This is a genomic window from Daejeonella lutea, from assembly GCF_900168015.1.
GTDB classification, from domain to species: domain Bacteria; phylum Bacteroidota; class Bacteroidia; order Sphingobacteriales; family Sphingobacteriaceae; genus Daejeonella; species Daejeonella lutea.
The window spans coordinates 559,521-579,209 of the sequence record NZ_FUYR01000002.1 but is presented as its reverse complement, the minus strand read 5'-3'; the positions used below and the strand labels follow the sequence as shown (position 1 = coordinate 579,209).

At 41.2% G+C, this 19,689-nt stretch carries 19 protein-coding genes and 1 pseudogene; 15 read left to right on the top strand and 5 right to left on the bottom strand.

What is annotated here, in order from left to right; translation table 11 throughout:
• Nucleotides 1-12 precede the first annotated feature (12 nt).
• Nucleotides 13-1,317 (top strand): amidohydrolase, encoded by a 1,305-nt coding sequence (locus tag B5X60_RS11645; protein WP_079702861.1) that lies wholly within the window; start codon nucleotides 13-15, stop codon nucleotides 1,315-1,317.
• 18 nt (nucleotides 1,318-1,335) lie between these two features.
• Here the strand turns inward: B5X60_RS11645 and B5X60_RS11640 are convergent, their stop codons facing one another.
• The gene (locus B5X60_RS11640) at nucleotides 1,336-1,800 is read right to left on the bottom strand and encodes a single-stranded DNA-binding protein (protein WP_079702860.1); all 465 of its coding nucleotides are present in this window, start codon (nucleotides 1,798-1,800) and stop codon (nucleotides 1,336-1,338) included.
• Nucleotides 1,801-1,819: 19 nt separating this feature from the next.
• Nucleotides 1,820-2,878 carry an A/G-specific adenine glycosylase gene (mutY, locus tag B5X60_RS11635; RefSeq protein ID WP_079702859.1) on the bottom strand — a complete coding sequence of 353 codons (1,059 nt, stop codon included), beginning with the start codon at nucleotides 2,876-2,878 and terminating at the stop codon, nucleotides 1,820-1,822.
• A 134-nt stretch (nucleotides 2,879-3,012) separates the two neighbouring features.
• Between mutY and B5X60_RS11630 the strand changes: the two are divergent.
• From B5X60_RS11630 to B5X60_RS11610, 5 genes and pseudogenes are all read left to right on the top strand, one after another.
• Nucleotides 3,013-3,333, top strand: a pseudogene (locus tag B5X60_RS11630) (HU family DNA-binding protein); the annotation flags it as partial.
• A 14-nt stretch (nucleotides 3,334-3,347) separates the two neighbouring features.
• Nucleotides 3,348-4,193 (top strand): tetratricopeptide repeat protein, encoded by an 846-nt coding sequence (locus B5X60_RS11625; RefSeq protein ID WP_079702857.1) that lies wholly within the window; start codon nucleotides 3,348-3,350, stop codon nucleotides 4,191-4,193.
• Nucleotides 4,194-4,473: 280 nt separating this feature from the next.
• Nucleotides 4,474-6,024, top strand: coding sequence for an Rne/Rng family ribonuclease (locus B5X60_RS11620; protein ID WP_079702856.1), 1,551 nt, complete (start codon nucleotides 4,474-4,476; stop codon nucleotides 6,022-6,024).
• Nucleotides 6,025-6,153: 129 nt separating this feature from the next.
• Nucleotides 6,154-7,581, top strand: coding sequence for a DNA repair protein RadA (gene radA, locus B5X60_RS11615; protein ID WP_079702855.1), 1,428 nt, complete (start codon nucleotides 6,154-6,156; stop codon nucleotides 7,579-7,581).
• A 130-nt stretch (nucleotides 7,582-7,711) separates the two neighbouring features.
• Nucleotides 7,712-8,200 carry a DUF4920 domain-containing protein gene (locus B5X60_RS11610; RefSeq protein ID WP_079702854.1) on the top strand — a complete coding sequence of 163 codons (489 nt, stop codon included), beginning with the start codon at nucleotides 7,712-7,714 and terminating at the stop codon, nucleotides 8,198-8,200.
• 65 nt (nucleotides 8,201-8,265) lie between these two features.
• Here B5X60_RS11610 and carB read toward each other — a convergent pair whose 3' ends face one another.
• Entirely contained in the window at nucleotides 8,266-11,082 is a 2,817-nt protein-coding gene (gene carB / locus B5X60_RS11605; protein WP_079702853.1) for a carbamoyl-phosphate synthase large subunit, read from the bottom strand.
• 333 nt (nucleotides 11,083-11,415) lie between these two features.
• On the opposite strand from carB, the gene B5X60_RS11600 reads away from it, so the two are divergent.
• From B5X60_RS11600 to B5X60_RS11565, 8 genes are all read left to right on the top strand, one after another.
• Nucleotides 11,416-11,946 carry a hypothetical protein gene (locus B5X60_RS11600; RefSeq protein WP_139377459.1) on the top strand — a complete coding sequence of 177 codons (531 nt, stop codon included), beginning with the start codon at nucleotides 11,416-11,418 and terminating at the stop codon, nucleotides 11,944-11,946.
• A 66-nt stretch (nucleotides 11,947-12,012) separates the two neighbouring features.
• Nucleotides 12,013-12,780: a DUF2334 domain-containing protein gene (locus B5X60_RS11595; RefSeq protein ID WP_079702851.1), complete on the top strand. Its 768-nt coding sequence runs from the start codon at nucleotides 12,013-12,015 to the stop codon at nucleotides 12,778-12,780.
• Nucleotides 12,781-12,835: 55 nt separating this feature from the next.
• Complete coding sequence (pnuC, locus tag B5X60_RS11590) at nucleotides 12,836-13,450, top strand: nicotinamide riboside transporter PnuC (protein WP_079702850.1); 615 nt, start codon at nucleotides 12,836-12,838, stop codon at nucleotides 13,448-13,450.
• The gene (locus tag B5X60_RS11585) at nucleotides 13,447-13,980 is read left to right on the top strand and encodes an AAA family ATPase (RefSeq protein WP_079702849.1); all 534 of its coding nucleotides are present in this window, start codon (nucleotides 13,447-13,449) and stop codon (nucleotides 13,978-13,980) included. The genes pnuC and B5X60_RS11585 overlap by 4 nt, the downstream gene beginning before the upstream one ends.
• A gap of 216 nt (nucleotides 13,981-14,196) precedes the next feature.
• Entirely contained in the window at nucleotides 14,197-14,760 is a 564-nt protein-coding gene (locus tag B5X60_RS11580) for an RNA polymerase sigma factor (RefSeq protein ID WP_079702848.1), read from the top strand.
• Between the two features lie 53 nt (nucleotides 14,761-14,813).
• Nucleotides 14,814-15,383, top strand: a complete 570-nt coding sequence (locus tag B5X60_RS11575; RefSeq protein ID WP_079702847.1) for a hypothetical protein — start codon at nucleotides 14,814-14,816, stop codon at nucleotides 15,381-15,383.
• Complete coding sequence (locus B5X60_RS11570; protein ID WP_079702846.1) at nucleotides 15,364-16,623, top strand: hypothetical protein; 1,260 nt, start codon at nucleotides 15,364-15,366, stop codon at nucleotides 16,621-16,623. Before B5X60_RS11575 ends, B5X60_RS11570 begins: the two co-directional genes overlap by 20 nt.
• A 99-nt stretch (nucleotides 16,624-16,722) precedes the next feature.
• The gene (locus tag B5X60_RS11565) at nucleotides 16,723-17,502 is read left to right on the top strand and encodes a TerC family protein (RefSeq protein WP_079702845.1); all 780 of its coding nucleotides are present in this window, start codon (nucleotides 16,723-16,725) and stop codon (nucleotides 17,500-17,502) included.
• A gap of 93 nt (nucleotides 17,503-17,595) precedes the next feature.
• Here B5X60_RS11565 and B5X60_RS11560 read toward each other — a convergent pair whose 3' ends face one another.
• Complete coding sequence (locus B5X60_RS11560) at nucleotides 17,596-18,783, bottom strand: class I SAM-dependent rRNA methyltransferase (protein WP_079702844.1); 1,188 nt, start codon at nucleotides 18,781-18,783, stop codon at nucleotides 17,596-17,598.
• A gap of 55 nt (nucleotides 18,784-18,838) precedes the next feature.
• Here B5X60_RS11560 and B5X60_RS11555 point away from each other — a divergent pair, with 55 nt between their 5' ends.
• Nucleotides 18,839-19,174 (top strand): tRNA-binding protein, encoded by a 336-nt coding sequence (locus B5X60_RS11555; RefSeq protein ID WP_079703252.1) that lies wholly within the window; start codon nucleotides 18,839-18,841, stop codon nucleotides 19,172-19,174.
• On the opposite strand, the gene B5X60_RS11550 is transcribed toward B5X60_RS11555, so the two are convergent.
• Nucleotides 19,171-19,686 (bottom strand): DsbA family protein, encoded by a 516-nt coding sequence (locus B5X60_RS11550; RefSeq protein ID WP_079702843.1) that lies wholly within the window; start codon nucleotides 19,684-19,686, stop codon nucleotides 19,171-19,173. The two genes, B5X60_RS11555 and B5X60_RS11550, sit on opposite strands and share 4 nt — an antisense overlap.
• Between the last annotated feature and the right edge of the window lie 3 nt (nucleotides 19,687-19,689).

The window sequence follows — 19,689 nt, the reverse complement described above, 5'->3', positions numbered from 1 at the left end:
TCCATTATTGTCATGAAATACTTGTTCATTATAAGCTTGTTGATAATTTCACTGCCGGGACGGGCACAAACGGTATTTTCAAAGGACAAGCTGAGCCTGGCTGCAGATAAGATCGAATCAAAGGTTATCGCGTGGCGTCGGGATTTTCATCAGCATCCTGAACTGGGAAACAATGAAAAGAGAACTGCAGATATCGTAGCGAAGCATTTGCAAAGTCTTGGAATCGAGGTTAAGACTGGCGTTGCTAAAACAGGTGTGGTTGGGGTTTTGAAAGGTGGTAAGCCTGGTCCGGTAGTTGCCTTGCGGGCGGACATGGATGGCCTTCCGGTTACCGAGCGAGGAGACCTTCCTTTTAAGTCGACCGCTAAAGCCCAATACAACGGCCAGGAAGTCGGAGTTATGCATGCCTGCGGCCACGACTCACACACAGCTATCCTTATGGGCGTGGCGGAAGTTTTGGCCGGTATGAAAGCCGACCTTAAAGGTACTGTGAAATTTATTTTCCAGCCGGCTGAAGAAGGTCCTCCAGCGGGTGAAGAAGGAGGAGCCAAATTAATGGTCCAGGAGGGAGTGTTGGAAAATCCCAAAGTAGATGTTGTCTTCGGTTTGCACATCTGGGCTCAGACTGAAGTTGGCCAGATTACGTATAAACCTGGTGGAATGATGGCAGGGGCGAATGATATGAAGATCACAATTAAGGGCACGCAGGCGCATGGTGCATCACCATGGGCATCAATTGATCCGATCGTCGTTTCTGCACAAATCGTGAATAATTTACAAACTATTGTTAGCCGGAATCTCAATGTTACCGAAAATGCGGGAGTAGTTACCATTGGATCTCTCCATGCTGGTGTCAGATCAAATATAATTCCTGAACAGGCAGAAATGCTGGGTACAATGCGTTATTTAAGTGTTTCCGACGGCAAAATGATAGAGGAAAGAATCAGACAGATCGTAACTAAAACCGCTGAAGCTAACGGTGCTGTTGCTGAGATTAAACTGCCCTATAGTTCTCAATATCCTGTAACATTTAATGATATATCGCTTACGGAAAAAATGGTTCCATCACTGCAAAGAATTGCCGGAGCTAGCAATGTAAAGCTGATTCCTCCAATAACAGGTGCCGAAGATTTTTCATTCTTTCAGGAAAAAGTGCCCGGGTTATTTTTCTTCCTTGGGGGAATGCCTAAAGGAAAAGATCCTAAAACTGCACCATCGCACCACACTCCCGATTTCTTTATTGATGAGAGCTCATTTAAATTGGGTGTCAAAGTTTTATCTGGCCTGACTGTCGACTACATGGATCTTAATAAATAGGCCGATAAAAATAATCCATTAAAACGGTAGATCATCTGCAGCATTTGTAGGTCTCGTATAGTCCATTGGCTGATCATCTGCAGGCTTAGAAGCTGCATTATTATTATGTTCTGTCTGTCCGTGAGAGTTTTCCCCATGTCCGTTGTCAAAGTCGCTCTTACGGCCGAGCATTGTGAAATTCTCGGCAACAATTTCCGTTGTATATTTTTTATGCCCTTCTTTATCTTCGAATGAGCGGGTCCGGAGCTTACCTTCGATGTAAACAAGTTTTCCTTTTTGAAGATACTTCGAAGCGACGTCGGCAAGACCTCTCCACATAACTATATTATGCCATTCGGTCTGTTCAATTTTTCTTCCATCCTTATTGTAAGTTTCAGAAGTTGCTAGTGGAAAACTCGCTACACTTACATTTCCTTCCAGATGACGGACTTCCGGATCCTTGCCCAAATGTCCGACCAGAATAACTTTGTTTATACCCGACATATTCTTCTTTGGTTAGTATTCAATCTTTCAATTTAAAGAAATTTTTGAAGAAGTGGAAAATTAGTTTTGGTTGTGCAATCCCCTCAAGGTCTTGCAATTTCACATACATCCAACCATTGTTGTTGGCAAATTGTTCTGAATAATTTTCTATTTGAATAAATGTTGCATATAGCTTCTGATGGCTCAAAATATGTTTGACAGGACCGGAGACAGATTTAATAATAACGCTGTTGCCAAATGCTTTAATAAAAGCTTCATTGAGCATCAATTCACCCGGATCAGTTGGTACATCAGTTTCAATTAGCGGCAGCTCGTACAGGTTTTCCCAGATATCGTTTGGCCCCCTTTTATTCATTAATACAGAATCTCCTTTGATTGCGATTATATAATTGAAATATCGTTCGCGAATCTTCTGAGATTTAATTTTAACTGGCAGTTCCTTAATGCGATTGGTACGATATGCTTCGCATCCGGATTGGAGTGGGCATTCCGGGCAATCAGGATTTTTAGGCCTGCACACAAGTGATCCAAATTCCATTACGGCCTGATTGTAAGTTCCAGCCTGATTTTTGTCGATAAGATTATTTGCTAGCTCAGTAAAAACCTTTTTTCCTTGTCCAGAATTGATCGGGATATCTAAACCGAAATACCGGGACAGAAGTCTGAACACGTTTCCATCTACTACAGCCCGGGCTTCGTTAGACGAAAATGATGAAATAGCCGCCGCAGTATATTCGCCTATACCTTTGAGTTTTAAAAGTGAATTGTAATTGCTGGGAAAATATCCACCGTGTGATTCCATTACCATTTGAGCAGTATGGTGCATATTCCGTCCACGGGAATAATACCCTAAGCCTTGCCAGAGCTTAAGGATTTCATCTTCACTGGCCGAAGCAAAATCGGATACTGTCGGGTACCTGGCTGCAAACCTGTTGAAATATGGCGTACCTTGTTCTACCCGTGTTTGCTGCATGATGATTTCTGAAAGCCATATGATATACGGGTCAGTTGTGTGCCTCCATGGTAGATCGCGCTTATGTCGTTGATACCAATTGATAATTACCCCGGCAAAATCCATATCCTAGTAAAGTATTAACAATTTTACGCTTGCAAAAGTATCTTACTATTTGTTTTATAGGTCATTGGTTTAAAAAAAAGCAGATTTATTTCCCATTTACAATTTAAACCAATACTTTTGCAACCCCAAAACAGTTAAGTTTTTACGATAAATTTATAAAGAATACAGACATGACCAAGGCAGAAATCATTACAGAAATCGCTAATAAAACAGGAATCGAAAAAGTAGATGTACAGGAAGCGGTAGAAGCGTTTTTTAAGGTGGTAAAAAATTCCATGGTAAGTGGTGAGAATGTATATGTGAGAGGATTTGGAAGTTTTGTTGTTAAAAAGAGAGCGAAAAAAACTGCACGTAATATTTCAAAAAACACAGCTATTATTATTCCTGAACATTTTGTTCCAAGTTTCAAGCCTGCCAAAGTATTTGTTGAAAAAGTAAAAAGCGGCAACAAATAATTTATTTCCAATAGATGTTCAATAGGAAGCAAATAGTAGTAGTAGGTTCGGCAGTTGTTTTGATGGGCCTTATGCTTTCTATGGATATTCAGGGACTTGTTAAACCAAAAGAAGGTTCGGAGCAAGCGCCGGCAAGTGCTCCAGCAGCTCCGGCAAAAACGTTCAGTTTAACGGAAGTTTCTGAACTTTCGAAGCAAGGTCTGACAGCCAATCTCAACAAGCAGGTAACTGATCTTGAAGCGGCTCTAAAAAGTGCTTCGGAAAATGAAAAGGTGGAACTGCAGAAAAAGTTAGCTCAGAAATGGGATGATCTTAATCAGGCAGCACCGGCAGCATTTTATTACGAACTTGTTGCAGAAAAGGAACCTGGTTTTACGCCCTGGTTAAAAGCTGGCGACAAATTCACTGACGCCTACCAGCAAACTACTGATACTTTGATGCAGCCTGCTCTTGTACAAAAGGCAATTTATGCCTACCAGCAGGCAGATAAGTTACAGCCAAATACACCGGAAGTTAAAACGGGCTTGGGTATCGCATACGTTAGCGGTACACCAAATCCAATGCAGGGGATACAGCTTCTGCTGGAAGTTGTTAAGAACGATCCCAAAAATTTAAAGGCTAATCTTAATCTGGGTTTATTCTCCATGAAGTCCGGACAGTATGAGAAAGCTGTGGAGCGTTTCAAAACTGTGGTTTCAATTGCACCAAGTGCAGAAGCTTGGTTTTACCTCGCTTCCAGCTACGAGAACATGGGAATGAAATCAGATGCGATTGCGGCGTATTTAAAAACTAAAGAGATTGCAGCTGACCCAAACATGAGTCAGTTTGTTGATCGCAAAGTCAACGAATTAAGTAATTAGATTATAAAACATTTTAAAAAACAACATTATGCCAAGCGGTAAGAAAAGAAAAAGACATAAAATGGCTACCCACAAACGCAAAAAGCGTTTAAGAAAAAACAGACATAAGAAAAAATAGTCTAGATAATTATCTGAGCTTCAACTCATATGATTATTCATGACAAAAGTTAACAGCTAACCTCCCCGCACCTCGCGCGGGAGGTTGTCTGTTTTCTGTTTGTTTTCAATTTAGTCCTTGTATAAACGTATGCCGCATTCGCGGCATCTTAAACAGTAGCTATTGGTAAAGGAATTAATTATCAATTCATCCCCTAGCGGGGTTACTATTGCTTTACTGCAGGACAAGCAACTTGTAGAACTTAATACAGAGCAGGTCAACAACAATTATGCTGTTGGCGATATATATATGGGTAAGATCAAGAAGATCATGCCTGGATTGAACGCTGCATTTGTAGACGTAGGCTATGAAAAGGATGCTTTTCTGCACTATCTTGATCTTGGACCACAAGTCCAGTCGCTTTTAAAGTTAACCAAGATTGTAAAGAATGGCAGTTATAGAGATAAACTGCTAAATAGTTTCAGACTGGAAGCCGACATTAATAAGTCTGGCAAAATTTCAGAAATATTAAACCGGAACATGTTGCTTCCGGTACAAATTGCAAAAGAGCCGATCTCAACCAAAGGGCCGAGATTGAGTTCCGACATTTCGATAGCTGGCCGTTTCTCAGTTTTAGTACCTTTTTCGGATGTAATTTCAATTTCGAAAAAGATAAAGAGCAATACCGAGCGGACCCGACTTAAGAAGATCGTCGAAAGCATTAAGCCTAAGAACTTTGGAGTAATTATTCGAACAGTTTCGGAAGGCAAAGGTGTTGCTGAACTCCAAAAAGATCTTCTCGACCTTATAGATAAATGGGAAAAGTTCTCAAAGAGACTTCCCCATACAGAGCCATCCAAAAAAATTCTTGGTGAGATGGGTCGTACATCTACAATCCTAAGAGACATTCTGAATGCTGATTTTACAAATATTCACATCCAGGATCCTTCACTTTATGAGGAGGTTAGATCGTATGTGCACGAGATCTCACCTGAAATGGATAAGATTGTTAAGCATTATCGCGGAAAAGAACCCATATTTGAGCATTTCGGCATAGAAAAACAGATCAAAGCTGCCTTTGGCCGAACAGTTAATCTACCTGGTGGTGCATACCTTGTTATTGAACATACCGAAGCCCTGCATGTTATTGATGTTAATAGCGGAAACCGGACTGCTAACACGGAAAATCAGGATCAAAATGCTCTGATGATCAATATGGAGGCGGCAAAGGAAATTGCACGTCAGCTGCGACTCAGAGACATGGGCGGTATTGTAGTTATCGATTTTATCGATATGCACAAGCCTCAGAACAGGAAGGAACTTTTCGACTATCTAAAGGAGCAAATGCTTCTTGATCGCGCCAAGCACACTATTTTACCTCCAAGCAAGTTCGGTCTAGTACAGCTGACGCGCCAGCGTGTAAGGCCGGAAATGAACATTGTTACCAATGAGAAGTGCCCGGCATGTGACGGAACTGGCGAGATCAAGGCAAGCATCATTCTGATGGATGATATCGAGAACAATCTGAATTATATTCTTAATGAACAAAATGAGAAACATGTAACACTCTGCGTTCACCCTTATATTGAAGCTTATATTAAAAAAGGCTTGTTTTCCCGTCAGTGGAAATGGTTCTTTAAATACAATAAATGGATAACCGTTAAGCAGTCGCCTTCGTATTACTTAACAGAGTTCCACTTCCTTAACTCAAAAGAGGAAGAAATAAAACTATAATAACCAATTGTAGATCAATAAATGCGCACTTGATTCGTCAGTGCGCATTTTTTTTGCCTGATATACTGCCACTGCGATACTAATATTTTTAGTTATATTTGACTGCAAAAGTTACCAACTTATTTATTAATGGCTAAAACCCGTACTGCCTATTTCTGTCAAAGCTGCGGACATGAATCCGCCAAGTGGCTTGGGAAATGTCCATCTTGCAGCCAGTGGAATACATTTGTTGAAGAGATTATTGAAAAGGGGAATGTATCAATCCCTGACTGGAAGAATGGATCTACCAGCACGCAGCGATCAAATAAACCAGCTGCAATTCATGACATCATTTATTCTGAGGAGAATCGGCTGATTACCCCTGATAATGAATTGAACCGGGTTTTAGGCGGGGGGATCGTTAGCGGGTCAATGGTACTTATCGGTGGTGAACCAGGTATAGGCAAGTCGACTCTAATGCTTCAGGTTGCATTAAACCTTCCCGGTTTAAAAGTTCTGTATATTTCAGGAGAGGAAAGCGAACAGCAAATAAAAATGCGTGCTGAGCGACTAGTGAAGGTACCTGATAAGGAAAGCAGTAATGTGCCGGGTGTAGCTGACACTTATATTCTTACAGAAACCTCAACCCAAAATATTTTTAAACAGATAGAAATACTTGAACCCGACCTGGTGGTGGTTGATTCGATTCAAACTTTATATTCTGCCCACATTGAATCCACACCTGGTAGTGTTTCCCAGGTTAGGGAATGTACAGCAGAGCTTTTGCGGTTTGCAAAGGAAAGTGGAACCCCGGTTTTCCTCATTGGCCATATTACCAAAGACGGGATGATCGCTGGCCCTAAGATCCTTGAGCATATGGTCGATACTGTTCTGCAGTTTGAAGGCGACAGACATCATGTATACCGGATTTTAAGAGCGGTTAAGAATCGTTTCGGCTCAGCATCTGAGCTTGGGATCTATGAGATGCTTGGCAGCGGACTGCGCGAGGTTTCTAACCCGTCGGAAATTTTGCTTTCTCAACGTGATGAGCCATTGAGCGGGATCACCATTTCGGTGATTTTGGAGGGGCTTAGGCCTATGCTCATAGAAACTCAGGCATTGGTGAGTGTTTCAGCTTATGGAACTCCTCAGCGGTCGGGTACCGGGTTTGACACCAAGAGAATGAATATGCTCCTAGCCGTGCTCGAGAAAAAATGTGGGTTTAAATTGAGTACTCAGGATGTTTTTTTGAATATTGCCGGTGGACTGAGAGTAGAAGACCCGGCAATAGACCTTGCTGTTGTGGTGGCCATAATTTCTTCACATGAAGACATGCCGGTAGATTCGAAAGTTTGTTTCGCCGCCGAAGTTGGATTATCCGGGGAGATCAGAGCGGTGAATCGGATCGAACAACGTATCGCTGAAGCCGAAAAACTTGGCTTCGAGAAGATATTTATTTCCAAGTACAATCTGCCCGCAGGTAAAAAAGTTCAGGACGGTCAGAACTGGAAGAAATATAAAATTGAGATAAATACGGTAGCTAAGGTCGAAGAAGTTTTTAATGCTCTGTTCGGTTGAAATGGTTATGCCAATGAGTTGGGGAGAGGTTAAGCTTGCCTAACACATTCCCGTTCCGATACCACTAATCTTCAATTACTTAGCGTTTTCACGATAATTTTTATCAATTTTGTAGAAACTGATTATAGATATGAAAAGGATACTACTTCCCGTTATTGCTTTAGCACTCCTCACTGCATGTAACTCAAAACCAAAAACTGAGCTCGACTCTACAGAGAATTTCAAAGTGGCGGCAGTCTACGGAGATTCTGTAAAGGAAAATAATGTTATAGAACTTGCCGCGCTTACGACCGCCATGAAGGGCGAGGAAAAAAAGGATCTCAAAATCAGAGGCAAAGTAGAAGAAGTTTGCCAGAAAAAGGGATGTTGGATGGTGATGAAACTCGGAAACGGTGAAGACATGAGAATTACGTTCAAGGATTACAAATTCTTTGTTCCAAAAGATCTTGCCGGAAAAGAAGTTGTGATGGAGGGGTATGCATATCTTGACACCACTTCGGTAAAACAACTTCAGCATTATGCTAAAGATGGTGGTAAAAGCGACGCAGAAATTGCTGCAATTGTTAGCCCGAAGACTGAGCTAGCCTTCGAGGCCAAGGGTGTAGCCGTTATGAATTAATTCTTATAAAGATGGCCACCAGAATTTATTCTGGTGGCCATAATTTTGATTATCTACCCTTTTTTCTATTTAGACAGATACATCGATTTCTCTTTGTACAGGTGTCTGAAATAAGGATCTTCCAAATCTTTTATAAACCGTATAGATTCTCCTGTTGATTTCATCTCAGGGCCTAATTGCTTTTCGACTTCCGGGAATTTATCAAAAGAGAACACAGGCTCTTTTATCGCATACCCCTTTAACTTCCTTTCAATTTTAAAATCCTTTAATTTACTAACACCTAACATAATCTTTGCAGCAATATTAATGTATGGAACATCATATGCTTTTGCAATAAAAGGAACTGTTCTTGATGCGCGTGGATTCGCTTCAATTACATAAACCTTATTATCCTTCACTGCAAACTGTATGTTTAACAACCCGCGAACATTCAATGCTTTAGCAATACGCTTACTGTATTCCGTCATATCGTTGATCACACTCTCTGGCAGGCTGAATGGGGGTAGCACGGCAAAGGAATCACCTGAGTGAATACCGGCAGGCTCAATATGTTCCATTAAGCCAATAATATGTACTTCATCCCCATCACAAATTGAATCCGATTCAGTTTCTTCTGCACGATCAAGAAAATGGTCGATCAGTACGCGATTCCCCGGCAGGTTTCTTAACAGTTTAACTACCGCTTTCTCCAGATCTTCATCGTTAATAACAATGCTCATTCCTTGTCCGCCGAGCACGTAGCTTGGGCGCACAAGTACAGGATATCCTACCTTGTGTGCAACTTCAAGCGCTTCTTCAGCACTTTCGGCGACACCGTATAGCGGGTATGGAATATCCATTTGCTTTAGGAGATCAGAGAAACGTCCTCTATCTTCAGCGATATCCATATCATCAAATGAAGTTCCGATGATTTTTATTCCATTTTCATGAAGTTTCTGAGCCATCTTTAAGGCTGTTTGGCCTCCAAGCTGTACAATCACACCTTCAGGTTTTTCAAGTTCGATAATCTCTCTAACATGTTCCCAGAAGACTGGCTCGAAATAAAGCTTATCAGCCATATTAAAATCCGTCGATACAGTTTCCGGATTACAATTAATCATGATTGCTTCGTATCCGGATTCTTTTGCAGCGAGTAATCCATGGACACACGAATAGTCGAATTCTATCCCTTGTCCAATACGATTTGGACCCGATCCCAGTACAATTATTTTTTTCTTCTCACTTACAATCGACTCGTTTTCATCTTCAAATGTTGAGTAATAGTAAGGAGTTTTTGCAGGAAATTCAGCGGCACAAGTATCCACCATTTTGTACACACGTTTGATACCAAGCTCCTTACGGCGATTGTAAACTTCATCCTCGGTAACATTGCCAAGAAGCCATGCAATCTGCGCATCAGCATAACCTTTCTGCTTCAAATTGGTAAAGAAATCCGTAGGAATATTATTAAGTGAATAACGTTTTAATTCAGTTTCAAGGCTGACAAGTTCCATGATCTGTGTCAGGAACCATTTATCAATATGTGTTATCTTACGAATAGATTCAAGTGGAACACCAAGGCTCATCGCATCTTTAATGTGGAACAGCCTGTCCCAGCTCGGGTGCTCCAGGCTGTGCATGATCTCTTCAAGGTTGCGGCTCTGACGACCATCCGCGCCAAGACCCAAACGATTTGTTTCTAAACTCTGACAAGCTTTTTGGAGCGCTTCTATAAATGTACGTCCGATAGCCATAACCTCACCTACAGATTTCATCTGGAGGCCTAATTCAGTATTTGCACCTTTAAACTTATCAAAATTCCATCTTGGAACCTTTACGATAACATAGTCCAGCGTAGGCTCAAAATAGGCAGATGTTGTTTTAGTGATCTGGTTCTCTATTTCATCTAGGTTATAACCAACAGCAAGTTTGGCTGCGATTTTTGCGATAGGATAACCAGTCGCTTTGGAAGCAAGGGCTGATGAACGTGACACCCGTGGGTTTATCTCAATTGCTATGATATCTTCTGTGGCAGGGTCGACCGAGAACTGGACATTACATCCTCCAGCAAAATTTCCAATTGCACGCATCATTTTGATCGCCTGATTACGCATTTCCTGGTAGCACCTGTCGCTTAAGGTCATAGCTGGAGCAACAGTTATTGAGTCACCAGTATGGATGCCCATCGGATCAAAATTTTCAATCGAACAGATTATGATCACATTGTCATTTCCATCACGAAGAAGCTCAAGCTCGTATTCTTTCCAGCCCAATACTGCCTTCTCTACCAATACTTCGTGGGTTGGAGAAGCCTGCAGTCCGCGACTTAGAGCATGATCGAAATCTTCTTTTCTGTGAACAAATCCACCCCCTGATCCTCCAAGGGTATATGAAGGGCGGATAACCAGCGGATATCCAATTTCCTGAGCAGCCTCTTTACCTTCAAGAAAAGAGTTGGCGATTTTCGACTTAGCTACTCCAACACCAATTTCCACCATCAGCTTTCTGAACTCCTCTCTGTTTTCCGTCTTCTCGATCGCAGCGGTGTCTACTCCAACAATGCGAACATTATGTTTTTCCCAAATTCCACGCTCCTCTGCTTCAATACACAGATTCAAAGCTGTTTGACCTCCCATTGTGGGTAAAACAGCATCGATTTTTTGTTCAGTCAGAATTTGTTCAATGCTCTCACAGGTTAAAGGGAGTAAATACACATGATCAGCTATAACCTTATCCGTCATAATTGTGGCGGGGTTAGAGTTGATAATGGAAACCTTAATTCCTTCGTCTTTTAGTGAAAGTGCAGCTTGTGAACCAGCATAATCGAATTCACACGCCTGACCAATTATGATAGGACCGGAACCGATAATTAGGACTGATTTGATGGAGGTATCTAATGGCATAATGCGAGTTTGGGTGCTTCTAAGCGACTCAACATTACGAGATTACTATGCTGTTGTAAACAGAAATCCCGGCTGTTTTGTCGGGATGCAAAGTTAGATATTTTTATAGATTTATTGGGAGATTTTATAAAAAAACGGGGGTTTTAAATGATCAATCGTCATTAAAAGTCTTGTAAAATTATTTATTCGTCAACTATAGGTTAAAATCAACAAACATTTCAGACTAATTGGAACGTATTTTGTATAAGCTACATCACAATTTGTATGAGCATGCTAAATGCTTACATTATCATGCAAAAAAAGGTTGAATCCATAACATCAAACTAAAACCAAATGAAAAGATCACTATTATCATTCATCGTCATTGCAACCATAATGACAGGGTGTGCAACTGTACAATCCATCGTACGTTCTTCGTTCCCCTATACCGCAACATTACTTGTACCTGCCTCAAGCCGGACGAACACTACTTTATCTGCGACAAGCCAGGCCAGCAGCTTTGATCAGATTTTTACGGGCCAGGGCTCCAATACAGATGCAATAAAGGATGTAAGAATTTCTTCTGCAAGGATCGATGCAACTAGTCCTTCAGGACAGAATATGGGCGCTTTCAAAACTATCAGGATGTATATTTCCCGTGGTGATAGCTCGTCAGAAATAATGGTTGCGTCCAGAGAAGACATTGGAACATCAGTGGGGAGCAGTATAATGCTGGATATAGACAACTCACGTTTACTTGACGACTACATCAAAGGATCAACTGTTCGGGTGCGTATGGAATACGTACTAAGAAGTCCGCTTACTGCCGATGTAAGTTTAAAAACCAGTTTGGGTTTTAGCGTCGCGCCGAATACTGCACGCTAATTCTGTATAAAGTTTGTATATCTTTAAAAGCCGGGACGATTAGTCCCGGCTTTCGTATGTTTACTTATGTCTAATTTTCTCCGCAAAAGTCTAGCTACGCTTATATTCTTTGCAACTTCAATAACTATGATGGCGCAAACTAAGATTATGCTCAAGCTGGACGATATTGGAGCCATAGACGGCAAATTCAGTGCGCCAGCCGCATTAGACTATTTAAAAGAGCGTCGGATAAAGGCAAGCCTAGGTGTTATTGCAACTCGTTTGGATGAAACTTCTGCGTCTGCGTTCCGGAAATATCTCGAGGCAAAATCCAGCACGGGTGAAACACTTTTTGAAATATGGAACCATGGCTATGATCATTCTAATAGTATCCAGCCAGGAAATTTTCAGGAATTTAAAGGGACCTCATTCGACTTTCAATTCAAACATCTTGAAGCGGCTGATCTAAAGATGAAAACCTTGCTGGGTTTGCAAATGCAGACTTTTGGCGCTCCTTATAACGCAGTGGATCATACGACCTTTGACGTTCTTGCCAAAAACGGGAAGTATAAGGTCATCTTTTTTAGTGGCAGCAATGCCCCAAATCCAGGCGGGATAGTATCGTACAATAACCGGGTGAACATGGAAATTGCGACAGGTAAGGTTGACTACGAACACTTCCTAAAAGAATATGATAAATTTGCGGGCATATACACAGACTACATGGTGCTACAGGGACATCCAAATCTCTGGGATGAATCAAATATGGCCCAATTCCGTAAGATTATAGACTTTCTAAAGAGTGAAAATTGCCTATTTGTTTTACCACTTGAATATTATACAAGTACCCATTAGTTGATCTGGTTAGCATATCAAAATCTGATTTCCGGTAAAGGTGTATATTTGATCAATGATCTTCCTTACAATTGCCGATTGGATTAAAAGTCAGAACCTTCTCGAAACTGCAGGTGTAATAACCGGAATTCTGTGCGTATATCTTGCAGCTAAGAACAAGATTTGGAACTGGCCCTTCGCCATTATAAGCGTCATCATCTATATTTTTATTTTCTGGGATGCAAAGTTATATGCAGACATGGGCTTGCAGGTCTATTTCCTGGTCATGAATTTTTATGGATGGTATTTCTGGAGCCGTAAAGACGCTAGTCAAACAGTCCCCGTTTCTTCCATTACACTTCGAGAAATTGTGCTATCCATTTTTGGTATTGTGGTTTTTACTGCTGGCCTTGGATTTTTTCTATATAAAGGCACAGATGCTTCATTTCCCTTTATTGACAGTTTTTGCACAGCATGCAGTCTGGTTGCTCAAATATTCCTGGCGCGGAAAGTGATGGAAAACTGGCTGATCTGGATTTTTGTAGACATAATCTACGTTGGGGTTTACATTGTAAAAGACCTCCATTTAACTGCAGGAATGTATGCTTTATACATTTATATTGCAGTTATGGGATATCTTGAATGGCGCCGACAATACCGGATCTCAAAATCTTTACAGGTGGAGAAATGATAAGTGATAGCACCATTAAGAAAATAGCCATTGTAGGGCCCGAGTCGACCGGCAAATCTACCATCTCAGCACAGCTTGCTGATCATTATCACACAGTTTGGGTCCCGGAGTATGCCAGAGAATACTGCTCTGCCCTTTCAGAACCTTGTACCTGGCAGGATGAGATTAATATGTTTCGGGGACAGCTCGAACTGGAAAGCAAATATATTCCCTTAGCAAACAAGATCCTCATCTGTGACACCACATTTATCACTGTTAAGATCTGGAGTGATCATATGTTTGGAGAATCACCTAAAGAAGTTACTGACCATCTCCATAAACATCCGTACGACCTCTACCTGCTGATGGATATCGATCTAGCCTGGGAAGAGGATCCCCTTCGCGATTTTCCGCACATGCGGGAGCATTTTATGGAGGTTTGGCATAATGAGTTAAAAGCCCTTGATGCTGCCTATCATGTTATATCAGGAACAAATGAGGAGAGGTTGAGAAATGCGATTAGGAGGGTGGATTCCTTTTTAAATGTATAACTCGCTTTGTAATTATGACTCCATTTATAATTAAATATTGTTCGATATGACCCATGCTTATAACAACGAACAGTCGCATTCCCATGCGAAATCAAACTTTATGTATGTGAAAATCACCAATTGATTTAAAATGTACATATCGTCGCAATATTTTTCCACCTCTCATGCAACGCAAGCAAATTACCCGCGTCTATTGAATAAGAAAAGCGTAAAAATTTGGAAGCTGTTTACGTAGATCAGCACTACGACCTTGTCGTCGAGTGCAGGAACGGTAGTAGGAAGGCACATAATGATTTATACAAGCTCTATTCTAGGGCCATGTTTAATATTGCTATGCGCATACTAAATAATGAGGATGAGGCGGCAGATGTTTTGCAGGAAGCATTTATTGACGCATTCGGACGCATTGGAGACTTTAGGCAGGAAACAACTTTTGGGTTGTGGATGAAACAGATAGTGATCAATAAATCGATTAGCCAGCTTCGCAAACGCAGGATGGAGCTGATTTCAATTGATGACACCGATGTAGAAGCCATTCCGGATACAGAAATTCCTGATTATGAGGAAATGGAATTACAGGTGCGGCAGGTACGAGCAGCCATCCAACAGCTTCCGGATGGTTATCGCGTAGTACTGACGCTGTACCTGTTAGAAGGATATGATCATGAAGAGATCTCACACATTTTGCGGATCAGTGAGAATACTTCCAGGACGCAGTTTATGAGAGCAAGGAGGAAACTTGCTGAGATTTTGAGGACTAGGGGAATAAGTTACAATTAACAATAAAGTTTAATAAAAGGGCCTCTCACACGAGAGGTAGGGAGAGATTAAAGATGAAAGACAGATTGGAAAATTTTATCAGGGATAATAAAAAGGAATTTGACCAGTTCGATCCTCCTGCGGCTTTATGGGATAAGATAGAGCAGCAATTGGAAGAAAAGCGAATCAATTCTTCAGCTACTGGTATAAAAAAGGAAAAGGTAGTGCGCTTGAGCTTTTTGCTGAAAATGGCAGCGACTATCGTGGTTGTATTGGGTGTTGGTTTGTGGGGATATCAATATCAAAAGAAAGAATCGGCAGATCTGAGCAATATCGATCCGAAGCTTGCAAAACAGCAGGTTCACTATACCAGCCTGATTGAGGCTAAGCAAACCGAGCTGAAACAAATTGAGAAAGAAGAGCCGCAGCTTTACAGCGAATTTTCATCAGAGATAAGAAAGATGGATGCGAGCTACCAAAAATTAAAGAGTGATTTACCAGCCAGCCCGAATCAGGAGGAAACTGTAAAGGCAATGATCAGGAATCTTCAGATCCAGACCGAATTGTTAAATCAGCAGCTCAATATTATTCAACAAATTAACAATGTTAAAAAGGAACAAAAACATGAAACACAACAGATCTAAGAACGCAACGTTGCTCGCTTTTTGCTTTCTTGTTGCAAACGTGGCATATGGACAAACCGAGGTCAAGTCGGAAAAGGCTAATACCATTAAGATCGATACCAGGAATATCTCGAATGAAATTACGAACCTGTTCAGAACAGTTGCATTTGAAATTCGAAAGATAGATTTTGAAAAAGTTGGTGCAGCTATCGGTACAGTAGCGGAAGAAGTTGGCCGCGAAGTAGAAAATATTGAGCGCGAAGTAGGCGATGTAGAAATAATTATCGGTGACAGACATGATTCGGACAATCCAGAACCTCAGAACGGATATGTTGGAACAGCAGAAAAATCTAAGATCATCAGTAAAACCTATTCTGTGGGAAAAAAGGACAAACTATCTATCAATAATCAGTATGGAAAGGTTATTATTCATACTTGGGCAAAAAACGAAATTAAGGTTGATGTTCAGGTAAAAGCATATGAAGCGACTGATGGCGATGCAGCAAGTTTGCTGGAAACGGTTACAATTAGCGATAGCCGGCAGAATGACGTTATAAGCTTTAAAACAACATTTGAGAAAACGTCGATGAATTTTTGGTCAAAAATTAAAAATGGTAAAGAAGAACGCCGTGGAGTTCAGGTGAATTATGATGTATACATGCCTGCCAAAAATGCTCTTGATATAACTAATCGCTATGGCAGCACTATTGTGCCGGATTTTGATGGTCCGGTAAACATCAACAGTACTTATGGCGCTTTTTCTTCAGGTAAATTAGACAATCCGGCCAATCAGGTTAAGGTTTCTTACGGTGCCGCAAATATGGGTGACTATTCAAATGGCAACTTAATTGTTAGCTACGGCAGTTTGAAGCTTGCCAATGCGGATAAGGTTAATGCTACAATCAAATATGCTGGTGCTAACATTGCCAGCTTAACCAACGGTGGAACATTTGACTTAAACTATAGTGGTGGCCTCAGAATTAATGAAGTGAATAAGAATGTCAAGAACCTAGTGATTAATTCGACTTACTCTGGGGTTACACTGGGTATTGACGAGAGTGCCAATATTGACTTTGATGTTACGGTGAGTTATGGTGGGTTCAACTACAACAATCAGAAAGCAACACTTGTAAATCAACTGACAGGAGATGGTAAAGATAAATCGTGGAGCCCAACAAAAAATTATAAAGGTAGTATCGGTAAAGGAGCAGATTCACGAATTATTATTAAATCTTCTTACGGGGCTGTGAAATTCCAGTAAGCATTAAGTTTGAAATTTATATTAAACCTTCCGGAACTTCCGGGAGGTTTTTTTGTTGATAGTTAGCGTAAATATTTACTTTTGCTCAAACTCTGAACTATGGAATGGCTTTCGAATCCTGAAATCTGGATATCACTTGTAACCTTGACAGTACTCGAAATTGTGCTCGGAATAGATAATATCATATTTATTTCAATCATGGCTTCCAAGCTTCCGGCAAACAAGCAAAAGAAGGCCCGCAGGGTTGGATTAGCGCTTGCAATGATTACCCGCGTACTGCTGCTGCTTTCGCTGACCTGGATAATGCGTCTCACTGCTCCACTGTTTAATATGGGAGATTGGATTGGCTTAACTTCTGGTGAATGGTTTGAAAAGCTTGCAATTTCTGGTCGTGACTTGATCCTAATTATAGGCGGGTTGTTTCTTATTTATAAAAGTACCCGTGAGATTCATGAGAAATTGGAGGGTGATGAGCATGCTGTACAAGCCAAATCGGTGGTCACGTTCAATGGCGTTATATTCCAGATCCTCCTGCTTGATATTGTATTTTCACTAGATTCGGTGATCACAGCTGTAGGTATGGCCGATCATATCGGTGTGATGATTGCTGCCGTTATTATTGCTGTAGCCGTTATGATGGTATCAGCTGGTGGGATTAGTGATTTTGTGAATAAGCATCCAACTGTTAAAATGCTTGCCTTATCATTTCTGCTTCTGATTGGTGTTTCCTTACTTGCCGAAGGGTTCGAGCAACATATCCCGAAGGGGTATATCTACTTCGCAATGGCTTTCTCCGTGTTAGTTGAGATGCTCAATCTTAAAATGAAGAAAGGTGCTGCGAAGCCTGTTAAGCTGAAAAATGTCCGGGAGGAAAAATAAGGAACATAGAACAAGGTACAATCACACCGAAACATCGATATGGTTCGTTTTGTCGAAAGTCTTTGTTCCTTGCTCTTTACTCCTTGATCAGACCTAGCTCATCCTACACAATAATCCTTTTAAATATTCTCCCTCAGGGAAGGAAGATCTGACCGGATGATCGGAGGGTTGCGCAAATTGTTCGATAAACTGTACTTTCTTTCCAGCGTCTAGTGCTGCCCATGCGAGGATTTGTTTAAAAGTTGTTATATCGACTGCTCCTGAACAAGAAAATGTCGCCAGCAGGCCGCCGTCATTCAGCAGCAGCATCGCAAGCCGGTTCAGATCTTTGTAGGCTCTGGAGGCTTTAGTTAATGCAGAACGTGATGGTGCATACTTAGGCGGGTCCAGAATAATCAGATCAAACTTTTCATCATCTTCCCTAAAAGCACGCAGTTGTTTATTTACGTCAGATTGAATTAGCCGGTGCGGAATTTTACTGAAGCTGTTTATCTCTATATTTCTTTTTAGGGTTTCAATTGCCAAAGCTGAGCTATCCACGCTGACAACTTCTGATGCACCAGCCCTGAAAGAATTTAAACTAAATCCACCTGAATAGGAAAAGCAGTCAAGAATTTTTTTTCCTGCAGAGTGCTCAGCAACCATTTTTCGATTGTCCCTTTGATCGCAATAAAAACCTGATTTTTGCCCTTCGGCGATATTCACGTGATAGAAGATACCATTCTCTTTAACGCTGACATACTCGGGTGGCTGAAGGCCGGAAAGAATTCCTCCCGAGGAGGCTTCCAAACCTTCATGTGCACGTGCTGAAGCATCACTTCTATCAAATATCCCTTTTGGATCTAACAGCTTTTGAAGCTCATCAATAATTATGTTTTTTATCCGTTCAATACCACTTGTCAGGATCTGAACAGAAAGAAAATCAGCATAACGGTCTACAATTAGCCCGGGAATAAAGTCAGCTTCGCTAAAGATTAAGCGATAGGTATTCGTCTCTTCAGTATAGAGATGTTCCCGGCTTTTAACCGCTTTTGCTATCTTTTTTCTCCACCAATCTTCATTGATCTCTGTTTCCAGATTCCATTCGAGAAGCCTGACGGCTACACGGGATTTATCATTAAAAAATCCGTATGCCAGAAAATTGTCACTGCTGTCAGTTACCATGACGATGTCACCGTTTTCGGGGGAACCTTTAACGCGATCTATCGCTCCAGAAAACACCCAGGGGTGCAATTGCCGGACAGCTTTCTCTTTTCCTTTTTTTAACGTGACTGAATACATGGGCGCAATTTACCAAACTGTTCCCTATTTCCTATTTCATCCCTACCTTTATCCGATGGAAGAAATACAATGGTCAGATTTTGAAAGGGTAGCGTTGCGAGTAGGTACAGTTTTGGAGGTCCTTGATTTTGCAAAGGCACGAAAACCAGCATACCAGGTAAAAGTTGATTTTGGAGACCTTGGTATTAAATGGAGCAGTGCACAAATTACCAAGCATTATACAAAAGAGGAACTGGTGGGTCGTCAGATTATCGGTGTTGTTAATTTTCCGGAGAAACAGATTGCTAATTTTAAATCACAGTTTTTAGTTACCGGTTTTGCTGATGAGAATGGTGATATAGTTTTGGCAGCCGTAGAACGAAAAGTCCCAAATGGCTCGGCCTTGATTTAAAGAAAAGTTGTCTCGATGAAAACCTGCAGATCGGCCGGAGTACCGTCATATTTTTCACCATTTATGAAAAAAGTTGGTGTTGCATTGACTCCACTTCGCATTCCGCTATAGAACTCAGCATCAATTTTCTCAGCTATTGATGAATCCAAAATATCGTTTTCAAACTTAGACATATCGAGCTGGATTTTCTGAGCATATTCCCGGACTGCAGTCGAAGTCAGACGCCTCTGGTTTTCGAAAAGGATATCATGCATTTCCCAAAACTTATTTTGATGCGAAGCTGCTTCTGCTGCAATCGCTGCACTTTTAGCATGAGGGTGGATCTTCGAAAGTGGAAAATTACGGAAGACAAACTTCAGGTTTGAGCCGAGTTGATTTTGCATCTCTTTCAAAATGGGATATGCCCGTCCACAATGAGGACATTCGTAATCGCCATATTCAACTAATTCGATTGGGGCCTGAGAATTTCCCTGAATATGGTCATTCTCGGATACAGCTTGTCTTAATGCCATTTT

Bases quoted from the DNA above. Each gene is read 5' to 3' on its own strand.
- B5X60_RS11575 (WP_079702847.1), top strand. From the start codon at position 14,814: ATGAAAGACAGATTGGAAAATTTTATCAGGGATAATAAAAAGGAATTT.
- B5X60_RS11625 (WP_079702857.1), top strand. From the start codon at position 3,348: ATGTTCAATAGGAAGCAAATAGTAGTAGTAGGTTCGGCAGTTGTTTTG.
- B5X60_RS11565 (WP_079702845.1), top strand. From the start codon at position 16,723: ATGGAATGGCTTTCGAATCCTGAAATCTGGATATCACTTGTAACCTTG.
- B5X60_RS11585 (WP_079702849.1), top strand. From the start codon at position 13,447: ATGATAAGTGATAGCACCATTAAGAAAATAGCCATTGTAGGGCCCGAG.
- B5X60_RS11595 (WP_079702851.1), top strand. From the start codon at position 12,013: ATGTCTAATTTTCTCCGCAAAAGTCTAGCTACGCTTATATTCTTTGCA.
- B5X60_RS11570 (WP_079702846.1), top strand. From the start codon at position 15,364: ATGAAACACAACAGATCTAAGAACGCAACGTTGCTCGCTTTTTGCTTT.
- B5X60_RS11640 (WP_079702860.1), bottom strand. From the start codon at position 1,800: ATGTCGGGTATAAACAAAGTTATTCTGGTCGGACATTTGGGCAAGGAT.
- B5X60_RS11610 (WP_079702854.1), top strand. From the start codon at position 7,712: ATGAAAAGGATACTACTTCCCGTTATTGCTTTAGCACTCCTCACTGCA.
- pnuC (WP_079702850.1), top strand. From the start codon at position 12,836: ATGATCTTCCTTACAATTGCCGATTGGATTAAAAGTCAGAACCTTCTC.
- B5X60_RS11560 (WP_079702844.1), bottom strand. From the start codon at position 18,783: ATGTATTCAGTCACGTTAAAAAAAGGAAAAGAGAAAGCTGTCCGGCAA.
- carB (WP_079702853.1), bottom strand. From the start codon at position 11,082: ATGCCATTAGATACCTCCATCAAATCAGTCCTAATTATCGGTTCCGGT.
- B5X60_RS11645 (WP_079702861.1), top strand. From the start codon at position 13: ATGAAATACTTGTTCATTATAAGCTTGTTGATAATTTCACTGCCGGGA.
- B5X60_RS11600 (WP_139377459.1), top strand. From the start codon at position 11,416: ATGAAAAGATCACTATTATCATTCATCGTCATTGCAACCATAATGACA.
- radA (WP_079702855.1), top strand. From the start codon at position 6,154: ATGGCTAAAACCCGTACTGCCTATTTCTGTCAAAGCTGCGGACATGAA.
- mutY (WP_079702859.1), bottom strand. From the start codon at position 2,878: ATGGATTTTGCCGGGGTAATTATCAATTGGTATCAACGACATAAGCGC.
- B5X60_RS11555 (WP_079703252.1), top strand. From the start codon at position 18,839: ATGGAAGAAATACAATGGTCAGATTTTGAAAGGGTAGCGTTGCGAGTA.
- B5X60_RS11550 (WP_079702843.1), bottom strand. From the start codon at position 19,686: ATGGCATTAAGACAAGCTGTATCCGAGAATGACCATATTCAGGGAAAT.